At 48.3% G+C, this 15,939-nt stretch carries 19 protein-coding genes; 17 read left to right on the top strand and 2 right to left on the bottom strand.

The window, feature by feature from the left end:
- Positions 1–10: 10 nt before the first annotated feature.
- Positions 11–1,033 (bottom strand): LCP family protein, encoded by a 1,023-nt coding sequence (locus QMA39_RS09430; protein ID WP_281658524.1) that lies wholly within the window; start codon positions 1,031–1,033, stop codon positions 11–13.
- A gap of 16 nt (positions 1,034–1,049) precedes the next feature.
- Entirely contained in the window at positions 1,050–1,691 is a 642-nt protein-coding gene (locus QMA39_RS09425) for a YigZ family protein (RefSeq protein ID WP_281658523.1), read from the bottom strand.
- Between the two features lie 155 nt (positions 1,692–1,846).
- Here QMA39_RS09425 and QMA39_RS09420 point away from each other — a divergent pair, with 155 nt between their 5' ends.
- The 17 genes from QMA39_RS09420 (at position 1,847) to fliS (ending at position 15,938) form a co-directional block, all read left to right on the top strand.
- Complete coding sequence (locus tag QMA39_RS09420; RefSeq protein ID WP_027955039.1) at positions 1,847–2,986, top strand: sensor histidine kinase; 1,140 nt, start codon at positions 1,847–1,849, stop codon at positions 2,984–2,986.
- 163 nt (positions 2,987–3,149) lie between these two features.
- Positions 3,150–3,827: a response regulator transcription factor gene (locus QMA39_RS09415; RefSeq protein WP_027955040.1), complete on the top strand. Its 678-nt coding sequence runs from the start codon at positions 3,150–3,152 to the stop codon at positions 3,825–3,827.
- A gap of 401 nt (positions 3,828–4,228) precedes the next feature.
- Positions 4,229–5,074 carry a DegV family protein gene (locus QMA39_RS09410; RefSeq protein ID WP_281658522.1) on the top strand — a complete coding sequence of 282 codons (846 nt, stop codon included), beginning with the start codon at positions 4,229–4,231 and terminating at the stop codon, positions 5,072–5,074.
- A gap of 59 nt (positions 5,075–5,133) precedes the next feature.
- A complete protein-coding gene (locus tag QMA39_RS09405) occupies positions 5,134–6,549 on the top strand; it encodes a DEAD/DEAH box helicase (protein ID WP_281658521.1) in 1,416 nt (471 codons plus the stop codon).
- The gene (locus QMA39_RS09400; RefSeq protein WP_281658520.1) at positions 6,546–7,208 is read left to right on the top strand and encodes a phosphoribosyltransferase family protein; all 663 of its coding nucleotides are present in this window, start codon (positions 6,546–6,548) and stop codon (positions 7,206–7,208) included. Before QMA39_RS09405 ends, QMA39_RS09400 begins: the two co-directional genes overlap by 4 nt.
- 75 nt (positions 7,209–7,283) lie before the next feature.
- Positions 7,284–7,703, top strand: coding sequence for a TIGR03826 family flagellar region protein (locus QMA39_RS09395; RefSeq protein WP_281658519.1), 420 nt, complete (start codon positions 7,284–7,286; stop codon positions 7,701–7,703).
- 78 nt (positions 7,704–7,781) lie between these two features.
- A complete protein-coding gene (gene flgM, locus QMA39_RS09390) occupies positions 7,782–8,045 on the top strand; it encodes a flagellar biosynthesis anti-sigma factor FlgM (RefSeq protein WP_027955046.1) in 264 nt (87 codons plus the stop codon).
- A 12-nt stretch (positions 8,046–8,057) separates the two neighbouring features.
- Positions 8,058–8,540, top strand: coding sequence for a flagellar protein FlgN (locus QMA39_RS09385; RefSeq protein ID WP_281658518.1), 483 nt, complete (start codon positions 8,058–8,060; stop codon positions 8,538–8,540).
- 17 nt (positions 8,541–8,557) lie between these two features.
- Positions 8,558–10,099: a flagellar hook-associated protein FlgK gene (flgK, locus tag QMA39_RS09380; RefSeq protein WP_281658517.1), complete on the top strand. Its 1,542-nt coding sequence runs from the start codon at positions 8,558–8,560 to the stop codon at positions 10,097–10,099.
- Positions 10,100–10,115: 16 nt separating this feature from the next.
- Positions 10,116–10,988 carry a flagellar hook-associated protein FlgL gene (gene flgL, locus QMA39_RS09375; RefSeq protein ID WP_027955049.1) on the top strand — a complete coding sequence of 291 codons (873 nt, stop codon included), beginning with the start codon at positions 10,116–10,118 and terminating at the stop codon, positions 10,986–10,988.
- A 51-nt stretch (positions 10,989–11,039) separates the two neighbouring features.
- Positions 11,040–11,591 carry a DUF6470 family protein gene (locus QMA39_RS09370; RefSeq protein WP_281658516.1) on the top strand — a complete coding sequence of 184 codons (552 nt, stop codon included), beginning with the start codon at positions 11,040–11,042 and terminating at the stop codon, positions 11,589–11,591.
- Positions 11,592–11,604: 13 nt separating this feature from the next.
- A complete protein-coding gene (gene fliW / locus QMA39_RS09365; protein ID WP_281658515.1) occupies positions 11,605–12,060 on the top strand; it encodes a flagellar assembly protein FliW in 456 nt (151 codons plus the stop codon).
- Positions 12,047–12,262 carry a carbon storage regulator CsrA gene (gene csrA / locus QMA39_RS09360; protein ID WP_206933663.1) on the top strand — a complete coding sequence of 72 codons (216 nt, stop codon included), beginning with the start codon at positions 12,047–12,049 and terminating at the stop codon, positions 12,260–12,262. Before fliW ends, csrA begins: the two co-directional genes overlap by 14 nt.
- Positions 12,263–12,400: 138 nt before the next feature.
- Entirely contained in the window at positions 12,401–13,510 is a 1,110-nt protein-coding gene (locus QMA39_RS09355) for a flagellin (protein WP_281658514.1), read from the top strand.
- Positions 13,511–13,618: 108 nt separating this feature from the next.
- On the top strand, positions 13,619–13,966 hold the full coding sequence (flaG, locus tag QMA39_RS09350) for a flagellar protein FlaG (RefSeq protein WP_281658513.1): 348 nt from the start codon (positions 13,619–13,621) through the stop codon (positions 13,964–13,966).
- Positions 13,967–13,978: 12 nt separating this feature from the next.
- Entirely contained in the window at positions 13,979–15,520 is a 1,542-nt protein-coding gene (locus tag QMA39_RS09345; RefSeq protein ID WP_281658512.1) for a flagellar hook-associated protein 2, read from the top strand.
- 28 nt (positions 15,521–15,548) lie between these two features.
- On the top strand, positions 15,549–15,938 hold the full coding sequence (fliS, locus tag QMA39_RS09340; protein ID WP_206933447.1) for a flagellar export chaperone FliS: 390 nt from the start codon (positions 15,549–15,551) through the stop codon (positions 15,936–15,938).
- The last annotated feature ends 1 nt before the right edge of the window (position 15,939 follow it).

Here is a 15,939-nt window from a genome sequence, read left to right as displayed (position 1 = left end):
CTGCTTTTTTTTACATGGAATTACTGCTTTCGTCTCCGTCGGAAAAGCTGTCCACCTCATCGTCCTTAACGAGAGGGCTGGATAGGTTCAAGTGATCTTTAAGCGTTTGAGTGACGGCGGTGAGATCTTCTTCATTCACCTGATAGTACCAGCCGTTACCAGTGAATCCGCCTTCACCAGCCAGCTGCATTTTATCAAATGTAAAGCCGTCCTTCTGGAGGAAATAATCTTTGAAGGAAATCATTTCATCAAAGGTCAGGTTCGTTTTCATGTTGCTGCTCACAGATGCAAGAATATCGTCGAAGTTGTTCAACCCTTTTGTGGACATCGTCTCACTGAAAATTTCCTGGATGAGCTTCATCTGGCGCTCCCCACGGGCAAGGTCGCTGTCATACTTCCTTGTTCGTGCAAGGGCCAGGGCTTCTTCGCCGTTAATCGTCTGGTAGCCTTCCTGCAGCTCTACGGCTCCCGCCGTATCCGAGCTGTTCTGCTCTGTCATATCAAAAGGAACTTCGTAGTTGATCCCGCCGATGGCATCGACAACTTCCACAAATGAATTAAAGTTCAATCGGACATAATAATCGACAGGAACATCAAGCAGCTGCTCCACCGTCTTGACGGTAGCGTCTACACCGCCGAAGGCATGAGCGTGGGCAATTTTATCCTCATAGCCGACTTCAGGGATATAGGTGAGGGAGTCCCGGGGGATGTTCAGCATCTTAATTGATCGATCATCCTGATTGAAGGTGGCCAGAACGAGGGCGTCGGAACGGGCCGGAAGTCCTTCGTCACCTGTACGCTTCTCGCTGTCATCAATGCCGATGAATAAAACAGACGTATGATCTTTGGCAGGGTTCACTTCTTCCACGCGTTTATCCGACATGCCCCCGCGGTCCAGCTCTTTGTGGGATTCATCAGCGGTTTCTTTCACCTGATCGGTTAAGTAAACCGCATAGCCGGCCGCTGTTCCGATGCCGGCAAGCACGAGGAAAGCCGCTGTCCAGAGGAAGATGGTCAGCTTTTTCAGCTTCATTCGTCAGTAAGCTCCTTTACTCCGGTGTGACGTCAAATTCTACGTAGGAGGTTCCGCCTCTTGTGATGTCCGCCTGACCGCTCGTCAAATCGACCATCCAAGCTTCGAATTCCTCTTCCAGTCCGCTTTCTACGTATATTATTAGTTCCACATTTTCGAGGTAATTAACCGTTTCAAGTGTATATGTCGAATTCCGCACTTCATTTTCCACTTTTCCAAGCAGGGTATAGTCGATTTTCACCATGATTTCCTGCATCAACTGCCGTTGGACGACACCTGTGGTTTGGATTGCTTCAGAAGCAGTGGATCCGTAAGCACGGATGAGTCCCCCGGCCCCCAGTTTAATGCCGCCGAAGTAACGGGTAACGACGACAGCGGTGTCCTTTAAACCACGTTTTTTCAATACTTCAAGCATCGGTACACCGGCGGTTCCGCTCGGCTCTCCGTCATCATTCGCCTTTTGGATCAAATCGTGCTCGCCGATCATGTAAGCGGAGCAGTTATGGGTGGCATCGCTGTGTTTCTTTTTGATTTCCTGAATAAAGGCCTGTGCTTCTTCTTCTGTTTCACAACGCTTCACATAACCGATGAAGCGGGATTTTTGTATGGTAACTTCTTCAGAACCCTCAGGTTTTACGGTATAATATCTTTCCAGCATCGTTGAAAACCTCCTAAGCTTTTATTATATCGAGGGGGGTTGAAATGGGCAAACCATACAAATAGTAGGATTGCAGCTGAAAAGTTATACATAACCCCCATAAATGGACATGGGTCTTACGAATGATTATGTGAATATTGATGGAGGGACTTGTAATGAGCGAACAGAAAACGGGGGATATTGCCCTTGACCATATCATCGATGAAATGGTGGATACAGTCACCAACAGCAAGGATGAAATCTTCGAGATCGGTGAGGGATCCCGTCAGGAATATGAAAAGCTGTACGATGAACTGCAGGAAACGAAACGCCAGGTGATCGCTTATATTGAAGAAGGCGATCAACTCGATCAGAAAGTTCGTTTTTCGCGCAAGCGTTTGTCCGAAGTAAGCAGTCAGTTCCAGAAATATTCAGAGGAAGAAATCCGCGAAGTCTATGAGAAAACCCATGCCTTGCAGATGGAACTCTCGATGAAAAGAGAAAAAGAGAAACAGCTGCGCTGCCGCAGGGATGACCTTGAGCTCAGACTCCGTCAGCTTGAGGAAACGATTGGACGTGCGGAAGCGTTAGGCGGAAAAATTTCCGTCGTTTTGAATTACTTAACCGAAGATTTTAAGCATGTCAGCGATGCTTTGGAAACAGCGAAGGAAAAGCAGCAGTTCGGCCTGCAGATCATTGAAGCGCAGGAGGAAGAACGCCGCCGTCTTTCCAGAGAAATTCATGACGGTCCGGCGCAGATGCTGGCCAACGTGATGCTCCGCTCCGACCTTGTTGAGAGAACCTATAAGAAACGCGGCATCGAGGATGCGATGCAGGAAGTGAAAAGTGTCCGCTCGCTCGTCCGTTCTGCCCTCTATGAAGTGCGGCGGATCATTTACGATCTCCGTCCGATGGCCCTTGATGACCTTGGTTTACTTCCTACATTGAAAAAATACCTGGCGACTGTCCAGGATTACAATGATGGACTGACCATCACCTTCGCCACATTCGGTAAGGAAGACAGGCTGGAATCCAAATACGAAGTAGCTCTGTTCCGTCTTGTGCAGGAAGCCGTCCAAAATGCGGTCAAGCATGCCGAAGCACAGGAAATCAAAGTGAAAGTCGAAATCATGTCCACCAGTGCGATGATTATCGTGAAGGATGACGGAAAAGGTTTTGACACGAACGGGAAGAAGGAAAAATCGTTCGGCCTGATGGGGATGCGGGAGCGTGTAGAAATGCTCGAAGGCGAACTGAACATCGATTCCAGCATCGGTGAAGGGACGATAGTCACAATCCATCTGCCATTAAATTGATAATTTTGTGAAAAACTATGTAAATGGACTTAAATCGTTTATAATAGAAAGCAGGATTAGGGTGTCATTTACAAACAAACAAAAACAGAGATAGAGAGAGAACAAAGAATAGGTTAGGGGAACAAAAAACCATTCTATGTAAGAGAAACAGGAGGAAATGACCATGACGACCAGAATCGTACTGATTGACGACCATAAATTGTTCAGGGAGGGCGTAAAGAGAATCCTCGACTTCGAATCCAGTTTTGAAGTTGTAGCCGAAGGTGATGACGGGGATGCAGCACTGCGCATTGTCGAGGAACATCTGCCGGATGTAGTGTTAATGGACATTAACATGCCAAGCATGAACGGCGTAGAAGCGACAGCAGAAATTACGAAGCGGTATCCTGAAATGAAGGTCATCATCCTGTCCATTCACGATGACGAGAACTACGTCACCCACGCCTTGAAAACAGGGGCACAGGGGTATCTGTTGAAGGAAATGGATTCCGATGCGCTCATCGATGCCATCAAAGTCGTCGGTGCTGGAGGCTCTTATCTGCATCCGAAGGTAACACACAATCTAGTAGCGGAATACCGCCGCTTGTCTGAAAGTAAGGGAAGCAGCAGCTATCGTACGATCGAGTACCGCAAACCGCTTCATCTGCTTACCCGCCGCGAATGCGAAGTGCTGCAGCTGTTGGCGGACGGTAACAGCAACCGCGGTGTCGCAGAGGCCTTATACATCAGTGAAAAGACCGTTAAAAACCATGTCAGCAATATTTTACAGAAGATGAATGTGAATGACCGTACGCAGGCGGTTGTCACGGCCATTAAAAATGGCTGGGTGGAAGTCATTTAACGGTAGATTTGCTCCTTACTCAAGCTGTCCGGAACCTCCGGGCAGCTTTTTTCTTTGTCTGCATGACCGGACCTGGTACTTCATTAACCAGGACGGGGAGGCTCTCATTCAGCAAGGTTCGAAGGGGGACGGGGAGACTCCTGCGGGATGAGCATGCAGGGTGAGGCCCCGCAAGGCGGAGCCTGAGGAGACTCAGCGCATGTCCGCGGAAAGCGACCTGTCCCCCGCAGAACCGAACTCCGACTTCGTTGATAAAACAAGAATGGGAGTGCCTGACATCGGACAGCTGCACAGTTTGTTGGTGCAATGGCAGCAGCCTTCATGTAAAATAGGGAAGGAGAAAAAGGAAAAATATCGTACATATAAGCATAGAGGAATTTTTTTATAAGGAGCTGGGTCGGATGAAAACAGCAATCATAACGGACAGTACGGCTTACCTTCCGAAGCAAGTAAGACAAGCCCATCACATACATATGGTTCCCCTGAACGTCATTTTTGGGGAAGAATCCTATCAAGAAGAGATTGATATTAACGCCGATGATTTTTATGACATGGTCAGGGAAGGCGGGAAGCTTCCGAAAACCTCCCAGCCGTCGATCGGCATCATGACACAAAAGCTCGAGGAACTGGCGCGCAACTATGACGCCGTCATCTCCATCCACTTATCCAGCGGAATATCCGGTACCTATCAGGCGATGATGACCGCCGGGGAAATGGTGGATGACATCGACGTCCACGTGTTTGACTCGGAAATCAGCTGCCACATGCAGGGCTTTTATGCGCTTGAGGCTTCGGATATGGCTGAGCGCGGAGCAGGTCCTGACGAAATCTTGTCCCGTCTGAAGAAAATGAAGGAAACGATGCATGCCTACTTCATGGTGGATGATTTGTCCCACCTGCAGCGTGGAGGCCGTCTGAACGGAGCGCAGGCATTTGTCGGCAGTCTGCTTCAGGTGAAGCCGGTGCTGCACTTTGTGGATACGAAAATCGTTCCGTTTGAAAAAATCCGTACGCGTAAAAAAGCGCTGAAACGGATCCTTTCCCTGCTTGCAGAAAAAGTGGAGGATGGGGGAGAATACGAAGCAACTCTTATACACGCCAACCGTCCGGATGAAGCTGCGGAATTGAAGAAAGAAATTGAATCCCGGCACGCCAATGTCCGCGTGACATTAAGCTACTTTGGTCCGGTTATCGGCACCCACCTCGGTGAAGGAGCGATCGGCCTTGGCTGGTACCGTCAGTCCTAAGAATACGAGCCTGTCTGTGAGACTCAGGCAGGCTCTATTTTTCTAAGGAAGGTGACGCTGTGCTCTCGTATTTCCAACGAAAGAAACCTCAGGACTTCTCCTGGATCCCCACCAATCCCGTTCCTCATCCGTACTTCGATCTTGCCGGTAAACTCCTCCTCCAGCATGAAATCCCCTACAGTGAAAAACAGATGTTAACGTTGGTTACGAAACGAATTTTAACGAAAACAGAGAGTATAGAGCAGCACCTGTTTCAAAAACGCTGCCGCCGCTGCGGGAACACGCAGGCCCATTTATTTGCCGAACTCCCCCATACAACCTGTGGAAAGTCGTGCGTGTACTGCCGGAACTGCATTCAAATGGGACGTGTATTAGAATGTGAACCGTTATATATAGGCAGCGCGAACGTCCAGTGGCCTATCTATGAGGCTCCGTGTGTATGGGAGGGAACGCTGACTTCCGGCCAGCAGCGGGCGGCCGATGATTTAACCGCATTGGTTCAAAACGGCTCCGGGGAACACCTCATCTGGGCTGTCTGTGGAGCTGGGAAAACAGAAGTGCTATTTCCTGCGATTACTAAAGCATTGGAAACCGGCAAAAGAATCTGCCTCGCCACACCGAGAACCGACGTCGTCCGGGAGCTGCAGCCCCGGCTGCAGAAGGCTTTTCCAGCAGTCGATACAGCGGCATTGTACGGTGACAGTCCGGACAAAAACGGGCAGGCTCCATTTGTCATTGCCACCACCCACCAGCTTTTCCGATTTGCACATGCTTTTGACGTGCTCATTATCGATGAAGTCGATGCCTTTCCCTTTCACAACGATCCCACGCTGCATTTTGCAGCCAAAAGAGCGGCCAAGCGGGAGGCTGCAGTTATCTATTTAACCGCAACGCCACGAAAAGAACAAAAGCAAAGGCTCCGCCAAAAATCACTCCCCGTCACTTTCATCCCGAAACGATTCCACGGTCACCCGCTCCCTGTACCTGTGTTGAAGCTGATTCCGATGCTACACCGCTCATTGAAGCAAGGAAAGCTACCACCTCATTTATTGAAAACCATAGCAGCCCAGCAGACAACAGCGAGGCAGCTGCTGCTTTTTCTTCCTTCCATTAAAAAGGCAGAGGAAATCGCTTCTTTCTTAGAGGAAGAAGGGTATGAGGTGAAGTCGGTCCATGCCGAAGATCATCACCGGGCAGAGAAAATTCAAAGATTCCGCAATAAAGAGTACCGGATTCTTGTTACGACAACAATCCTGGAACGGGGTGTTACCTTTCCTTCCGTCGACGTTTATGTCATTGATGCCGGTCATGTCGTCTTTGATGAAGCGGCTCTCGTTCAGATTGCCGGCCGGGCTGGAAGAAGCGCTGACGATCCGGATGGAGAGGTGCGTTTGTACCACATCGGCAAAACGGATGAGATGCTGGACGCGGTGGAAGCCATCAAAAAGATGAACAAGCTGGGGCAGAAGCTTTGAACTGTTATCTCTGCTTTTCACCCATCGTACCGGAGGTGAACTGGACAAATTTCCTGCTGCCGGCAATCGAAAAGAAAATCTGCCGGACGTGTGAAGAAGAGCTGGAGAAGCTTCCTGCTGAACGTTGTCCGATGTGTTCAAGGCCTGGAGAGGGTCTCTGCGGTGACTGCGCGCGCTGGGAAGAGACGCTTCCTGGTGTGCTTGATCAAAACGATTCGGTGTTTACGTACAATGCTTTTGCCAAAGAGCTTGTCGCCAAATGGAAATACCGCGGCGATTACGTGGCTTTGGAAGCCCTTGAAACGTTCATTAAGGAAAAATGGAATGTACTGAACCTGGCTGATTATCTGACTGTCTGCGTTCCTTTGAGTTCGGAGCGGGAACGGGAGCGCGGCTTTAATCAATCCGGGAAAATCATTGAAATGGTTGGAAAAGAACCTGCTCACCTATTTAAACGCATCCACGGGGAAAAGCAGTCGAAGCGGAATAGACGGGCGAGGCTGGAAGCGGAGAACCCATTTTCTCTTGTAAAACTGGTAGACCAGCCGGTTATCATCGTTGATGACATTTATACGACGGGGAGAACGATCCGTCACATGGCCTCGCTGTTGAGAGAAAACGGCTGTCCCGCAGTGCGGTCATTTACAATTTTCCGATGAATCTGTCTATGAGACTTTTGAATCTTATTTTTCAACCGATATAATAAGAAAGAGAGTATAAGGGGGACCATCGACATGGGAGAATTAGCGAACTGTCCGCGCTGTAATTCAATATTCATTAAAGGGACGGCCGTCATTTGTCAGGCATGCGTAAAAAAAGAGGAGCAGGACTTTCAGACGGTGTATACGTTTCTAAGAAAAAAATCCAACCGGACGGCTACGGTCAATGAAATTGAAGCAAAAACCGGTGTTTCCAAGAAGCAGATCAGGGAATTCGTAAAGCAGAAAAGACTTCACCCTTCTCAGTTTCCTTCCTTGGAATACGGATGTGAGAAGTGCGCCTCCCCCATTCAGGAAGGACGCATCTGTTCTGGCTGCAGCAAAGAACTCGGAGCGGAGCTGGAGCAGGTAACACGCAATGAACAATTTGCTGGTCGGATCAAGGATAAGGAAAAGATATATCGTAAGACTTATTACTCAGTGGGAAATGATTAATTTGGATGATGGATGGAGCGATTCCTTTTTCCGATATATAGAGTATAACGAAACGGACACGTAAGTGAGGTGTATCTAATGAAAATCAATCGACCGCATCATACTCAGATGAACCCTTATCAAAAACAGTTGAATCAGCAGGCGGATGCCAAAACTCATCAGGCGAAGGATAAGCTTGAGATTTCCCCGCAGGCGAAGCAGATGCAGGAGAATGATTCGGTATCCCCGATGCGTCAGAAGCTCGTGGAACAGATCAAACATGATGTGGAAGCGGGCAATTATCAGGTGGATGCCCAGGCATCAGCGAAAAAGATGATCGATTTCTTTTCAAACAAGGAATAAAGGAGCATCACCATGACGATCGGTACCATTATAACTCTAATGAACAAATTGACTCAGCTGCATAAAAGCCTGCTGACGGTATCGCAGACAAAAACAGAGGCGTTGAAGCATAATGAAACGGACGAAATGCAGAAGCTGCTGCAGCAGGAGCGGAAGCATGTCCAGGCTGTGAAACAGGTGGAAAAGCAGCGGACGGAAGCAGCGGCTGAGTGGTTCAAGCAAAAGGGGCATACGGGGCAGGACGAGACTGTTTCAGCTATGCTCGAGCTTCTTTCAGGTGAGGAAAAGGAGGAACTGCAGCGTGCGTATGAAGCGCTCATCTTCGTTCTATCTGACTTGAAACAGCAGGAGGCATTGAATGCTGAGCTCATCCAACAGTCGATGCAGTTTATCAGCCTGTCTCTGAATACACTGGAGCCGTCCATCCAGTCGTTGAATTACGGAAATCAAAAGCAGGAAGCGCCGAAGCGCTCCCTGTTTGATTCGAAAGCTTAAATAGAGGAGCAGCACATATGACATCTACGTTTCACGGGCTTGAAGTAGCCAAACGCGGCTTGTTTACCCAGCAGGCTGCCTTATACACAACCTCTCATAATATCGCCAACGCCAACACCGAAGGATATACGAGACAGCGCGTCAATTTCGAGCAGACCGGTCCATATCCGGCCGCCTCGAGAAACCGTCCGGAAATTCCCGGTCAGATGGGAAGCGGTGTGCAGACAGCTTCCATTGAGCGCGTGCGTGTCGGTTTTCTTGATCAACAGTACCGCGGTGAAGCCAGTAAAGCGGGCTATTATGATTCACGCTCGGATGCTCTTGCGCGTCTGGAAAGCGTCATGAACGAGCCTTCCGAGGATGGTTTATCCAGCACGATGGACCGTTTCTGGGGAGCCCTTCAGGATTTGTCCGTGAACCCGGAGGATTCAGGCGCCCGTTCTGTCGTCCGGCAGCGCGGCCAGGCGGTGGCCGAAACGTTCAACTATCTTTCCAACACAATCCAAACGATGCAGAAGGATGTGAAAACGGAAGTGGGCGTCACGGAAAAGTCAATCAATTCCATCGCCAACCAGATTCATAATATCAATGAGCAGATCAGTGAAGTCGAGCCCCACGGAATGGTTCCGAATGATTTGTATGATGAGCGTGACCGCTTGATCGATCAGCTTTCCGAGCACGTCAACGTACAAGTGAGCTATGAGGAGACATCCACATCTGCCAGTCCACTGGCTATGGGGAGAGCGACGATTTCCTTAGTCAATCAGGACGGTAAAGCGATGAACCCGCCGGCCACCCTTGTAAACGGAACCGTCGGTGGCGGCGTGAATGAGCTGGATGTCACCTATGGCGCAGACAGCGCTCTCGCTACAGGAATGACAGTAGGGGAGAACACGTACACGATAGATGAATTTTCTTCCCCCGGAAAATTGAAAGGTTTAATCGAATCCGGTGGGTATGTGGAGGCCGGAGAGAAAAAGGGCAGCTACGAAGACATGCTCTCAGATTTAGACCGGATGGCCACAGGCTTTGCGGATGCATTCAATACCGTTCATCAAAGCGGCGAGTCTTTGAACAGCATTAATAACGGAACGGCTGTACCGAAGTTTTTCGATATCGATATGTCGCAGGCAAACAATGACGGCGTCGTGGAAGGCATTGCAGGGACGTTGGATTTAACGGATGAAATCAAAGCCGACGGCGACAACATCGCAGCAGCGGTGACGAACGAGTCGGGGAACGGTGAAAACGCCCGGAATCTTGCTGAAGTGAAGAACGAAAGTAACGCCCTTTTTGGTGAGGAAGCGTCCCTCTCCAACTTTTATGAATCCATGATTGGTACGATGGCCGTGGAAACACAGGAGGCGGACCGGATGTCAAAGAATGCCGGCACACTGCGAGCCTCCGTGGAGGAGCAGCGGCAGTCGGTCAGCTCTGTCTCCCTCGATGAGGAAATGGCCAATATGATCAAATATCAACACGCCTATAATGCGGCCGCCCGTAACATTACGGTCATTGATGAAATGCTTGATACCATCATCAACCGGATGGGCGTCTAAGAAGGGAGGATAACCCATGCGCGTAACTCAATCGATGTTAGCCGGCAATATGCTGCGTAATTTAAGCAGCAGCTATGAAAACATGGGCACCTATCAGGATCAGCTGGCGACCGGGAAGAAGATCACCCGTGCCTCTCAGGACCCTGTTGTTGCGATGAAGGGCATGAATTACCGCTCCCAGCTTTCCGGCGTGGAACAGTATAAGCGGAACATCAGCGAAGTGCATAATTGGATGGACAGCAGTGATTCTTCTATGAATGAAGCCACACAGGCGATGCAGCGTGTGCGAGAGCTGACGGTTCAGGCAAGTAACGGCACGTATGAAGGAGAACAGCTTGCCAACATTGCAAAAGAAATCCGCCAGTTGAAGGAGCATGTCGGAAGCATCGCCAACACGAAGGTGAACGATAAATACATCTTTAACGGGACCAATACGACAGCCGCACCGGTCAATATGGACAATGCCGCTTTTACAATCAACCAAAGCGCAAGTCCGGTCATGATCGAAGTGTCGGACGGCGTCCGGATTCAGACGAACGTGAACGCCGGTAACGTGTTCAACGAAGATTTATTCAACGACCTTGAAAGCTTCGCCAATGCTTTGGAAAGTGGGACAGACCTTGATGAATTTCTCGGTAAATTCGATGGTCATATCAACAATATCGTCAATGAGCGGGCCGATCTCGGCGCGCGGATGAACCGGGTCGAGCTGATTGAGGATCGTCTGGCGACTCAGGAGGTGTCGGCCTCCAAGCTCGTCTCCGATAATGAAGATGCCGACATTGAAAAAGTCATCATGGATTTGAAAACACAGGAAACGATCCACAGGGCTGCCCTCGGTGCTGGCTCACGCATCATCCAGCCGACGCTGATGGACTTTCTAAGGTAGGCTGCTCCCTGAAGGGACAGCCTGCTTTTTTATGAAAAGGAGAGCATCCTTATGAACATACCAAAGCTTCAGGTGCAGACGACTCAGGCACGGCTCGGTCATCAGGTGGATGGGTCACAGCAGACGATCCGTCAGCCGAAAGCGGAATGGTCCATCCAGCAGCCGGCGGCAGAAATGAATATCCGTCAGCGTCCTGGAAAACTGACAATCGACCAGACAAAGGCATGGAACAATATTGATTTGAAAAGCGTGGCGAAGCGGAGTGATGAGCTTGCCGCTGATGGACGGCAGTTGTTGCTGGAAGGCATCGCCCGAATGGCGCGTGAAGGCGATGAGCTGATGAAAATCGAAAACGGTGGGCAACCAATCCCCTCACATGGGGAGGAAAATGCCAAGCTGGACTTTACGTTTGCACCGGGAGGGCTGCCTGCGTATGATCTTGTTGACCTATCGTATGAGGCCGCTTCTGTGGAAATGGACGTAGAGCCGCAGAAGCCCGTGATCCAGGTGCAGCCGCAGAAACCACAACATACGTATCAGCCTGGGAAGGTGAGCTTTCAGTTAGAACAGCATCCGGACGTACAGATCGACTGGAAAGTGTAAAAGGAGAATGGATATGAATATCAATACAAAGCATTTCGGTGAACTTGCTGTAGAGGAAAAGGATCTTCTCACCTTCAAGCACGGACTGCCGGGATTTGAAGATGATCATACATATGTGCTGCTGCCTGTGGATGAAAATGGTGTTTATTATGCGCTGCAGTCCGTGGATGAAGCCGAGGTAGCACTCATCGTCACCAACCCGTACCTGTTTTTTGCGGATTACGAGTTCCATATTGAAGACGCGGTCGTTGAAGAGCTTGGCCTGAACGGCCCGGAAGATGTAGCCGTCTACAGCGTGTTGACGTTAAAAGAGCCTTTCAAAGCCTCTACGATCAACTTGAAAGCTCCAATTGTGGTTAACGTCCATAAAAACAAGGCCAAGCAGGTCATTCTGAAAGAAGAAAGCTACCAGAGGCGGCAGCTTCTTTTGACAGAGGAAAAAGGCGGTGAAGCTGATGCTCGTCCTTAACCGTAAGTCCGGAGAGTCGATCAAAATCGGCGATGACATCGAAATTAAAGTCGTTTCCATTGAAGGCGGACAGGTGAAGCTCGGCATCGAGGCTCCCCGTCATATCGATATCCACCGCAAGGAAGTGTATGTCAGCATTGAAGAGGAGAACAAGGAAGCCTCCTCGCTTTCAAAAAATTTACTGGATCTGCTGAAAAAATGAAAATAATCGTTAACAGTGGGAAAAGTCGTCCGATATAAGTAATGTAAAAGCATTACAAGAGTCGGCCGACTTTTTGTATGTATTCTAATGGATTTCACAAGGACGTGAAATCAACTATTTCAAGGAGGAATTTGTAACATGAGAATTAATCATAATATTGCAGCTTTGAATACTTATCGTCAATTGGGATCTGCTAACAATGCGCAGGCCAACTCTATGGAAAAACTATCTTCTGGTCTTCGTATTAACCGTGCAGGAGATGATGCTGCAGGTCTAGCAATCTCTGAAAAAATGCGTGGACAAATTCGTGGTTTAGATCAAGCGTCTCGCAACTCACAGGATGCTATCTCTTTAATCCAAACCGCTGAAGGTGCACTAAATGAAACACACGATATTTTACAGCGTATGCGTGAACTATCAGTTCAGTCTTCTAATGATACTAACAACAATAATGATCGTGACGAGATTCAAAAAGAGGTATCACAGCTTATTAGTGAAATTGATAGAATCTCTAATGATACTGAATTTAACACGAAAAAATTATTAAATGGTGGATTCGGTGGACAGGTAAATAAAGATGCTACAACTTCAACTGTTTTAGGTGTTGCTAATGTAGCCAATGCTTCCACAACTGGAGCTGTTGCAGGGAACTACACTATCACTGTTACAGCAGCTGATGGAACTGTAGGTACTGGTGCATTAACAATGACAGATGCTAGTGGTAATAAACAAACTCTTGTAGATAAAGCTGGTGAACAGTCTCTTAACTTTTCTAAATTTGGTATTAGCATTGAAACTAAAAATGCATATTCAGTAGGAGAAGGAATTGGCGTTATCAATATTACTTCAGGTTCTGCAACTGTTCAACTTGGAGCTAACCAAGGACAAGAAATGCAAATCAGTATTTCTAACATGGGTTCTGGTGCTTCTGGATTAAATATTTCTGGAGTAGATGTTTCTACAAAAGCTGGTGCACAGTCAGCTATTACAACTGTTCAAACAGCAATTGATTCAGTTTCATCAGAACGTTCTAAATTGGGGGCATTCCAAAATCGTTTAGAACATTCGATCAACAACTTGAACACATCTTCTGAAAACCTAACAGCTGCGGAATCTCGTATCCGTGACGTTGACATGGCGAAAGAAATGATGAACCAAACAAAGAACTCTATCCTTTCTCAAGCTGCACAGGCGATGCTTGCACAAGCAAACCAACAGCCGCAGGGAGTTCTTCAACTTCTACGTTAATTTTCATTCTCAAGAGACTTCAGTTTACTGGAGTCTCTTTTCTATTTCCCCTTCAACTTCCTCAAAACGCTCCGATATAAAAAGAAAACCGTATAGGAGTTGTTGAAGGTGCATCTGCCAACACGCGTCACCCCCTCACAACCCCTGCAGAGCACCTATAAGCCACATAACCCAACGACACCTGTTCAGGACGTACAGGAGAAGAGAGAAGCGTACACTTTTCCTGCTGGTGAAAAAGAAAAGCTGACGCAGTTGACGGACAGCTTGAATGATATTTTCCAATCGTTGCAAACATCCCTGCGCTTTCGGTTTCATGATAAGCTCGGGGAATATTATGTAACCGTCGTCAATAATGAGACCGACGAAGTGATCAAGGAAATTCCGCCGAAGAAGATGTTGGATCTGTATGCATCGATTGCGGAATCGATCGGCATCATTGTCGACCATAAAATATAAGAAGGTGAAATCATGAGTGATATGCGGATCGGAGGCCTGGCTTCCGGGATGGATATTGACGGTATCGTCAAGGATCTGATGAATGCGGAGAAACAGCCGTTAAACAAAATGGAGCAGGATAAGGAATGGCTCACATGGCAACGGGATTCGTACCGTGATGTGAACAAGCAGTTGAAGGAACTGGATGATATGGCCTTTAACATGAAACTGCAGTCAACGTTCAATTCCAAAACAGCGACTTCTTCGAGTTCAGCCGTTTCTGCAACGGCCAACTCTTCCGCTGGAAACGGCGATTATACGCTGAGCGTGGAACAGTTGGCGACGGCTGCCTACAACTATAGTGAAGAAAAGATTACAAAAGATGGTTCGTCATTTGATCCGAGTGCTTCGTTAAGCAGCCAGCAGAACAGTTTCAAAAATGGCCTGACGCTTGGCGAGACATTTTCGGTAACCACATATAATGAAGACGGATCAAAAAATACGAAGTCGTTCGAAGTGACCGGAGACAAGTCACTGAATGACGTTCTTTCTGAAATCAGCAAGTCTGATCTTGGTGTGCGTGCGTTTTATGATAAAAGTGCGGATAAAGTGATGCTTGAACGGACTGTGACCGGAAACTTCAATCAGGATGATAATGAATTCTTAAGTGCGGAAATTGGTTTTGATGGAAGTGCCTCGTTTCTGTCTACGACCCTTGGCATTAAGAATGGGGATAACTCCTCCGGCTCGTGGAAGCTGAATGAAAAAGGCGGACAGGATGCGAAGTTCACCTATAACAACGGGCTGGAAATTTCGTCGAAGACCAACAACTACACGTTGAATGGTGTGAACTTTACTTTTAATGAAGTGACCGACGGCAACGTCAAGGTCAATGTGACCAACAATGTGGATGATGCGTTTGATAAGATTGTCAAATTCGTCGATAAATACAATCAGATCATTGAGGACTTGAACGGGAAGGTACAGGAAAAGAAAAACCGTGACTATCCACCACTGACAGCCGAACAGAAAGAGGGTATGGAAGAGAAGGAAATCGAGCTGTGGGAAGAGCAGGCGAAGAGCGGGATGCTCCGCAATGATGCCGCTGTTTCTGGAGCGCTCAGCAAAATGCGGGAAAACTGGTACACCCCTGTTCAGACAGACGGGGCGTTTTCCATGCTGTCGCAGATCGGCATCACATCCTCTTCCAACTACCGTGACGGCGGTAAGCTCATCGTCGATGAGGACGATTTGAAGAATGCCCTTCGCAACGACCCGGAATCGGTCTATCAGCTGTTTACGGGTACAGAGGAGAACCCCGGTATTGCACGGCGTCTGGAAACGACGATCGACAGCACCGTGAAATCGATCGAGCAAAAGGCAGGAAAAGCGACGACGCTGGATAACAATTTCCTGCTCGGCCGGCAGATTGAGGATTTAGATGATGAAATGGACAGCTTCCAGGACCGCTTGAATCAAATTGAAGACCGCTACTGGAGAGAGTTTACCGCGATGGAGAAGGCCATTTCACAGATGAACTCCCAGTCAGCTTTTATTATGCAGAACTTTGGCTAAACGTTATAAAAAAAGGAGTGTTGAATAGATGTCTATTCAAGCCTATCAAAACAACTCAGTGGAAACAGCCTCTCCTGGCGAACTGACACTCATGCTCTACAACGGCTGCATCAAATTCATCAAGGCAGCGGGAAAAGCGATGGAGCAGAAAGATATAGAAAGTAAAAATACGAATATCCAAAAAGCCCAGCGTATCATCCAGGAACTGATGGTGACGATGGACCAGAATACAGACATCAGCGCACAGGTGCTTCCTCTATATGACTATATGAACCGCCGTCTGATCGAAGCGAATACGAAAAATGATCCGGCCATCCTTGATGAAGTGGAAGGGCTCGTTGTCGAGTTCCGCGATACGTGGAAGCAGGTTATCCTGCAGACGAGAAAATCCCAGTACGCTCAGGGCGGAAACGCGTAAC

Origin of the sequence: Halobacillus sp. Cin3, assembly GCF_947311855.1 — a bacterium.
GTDB classification, from domain to species: Bacteria; Bacillota; Bacilli; order Bacillales; family Halobacillaceae; genus Halobacillus; species Halobacillus kuroshimensis.
This window is presented reverse-complemented; position numbering and strand designations above follow the sequence as displayed.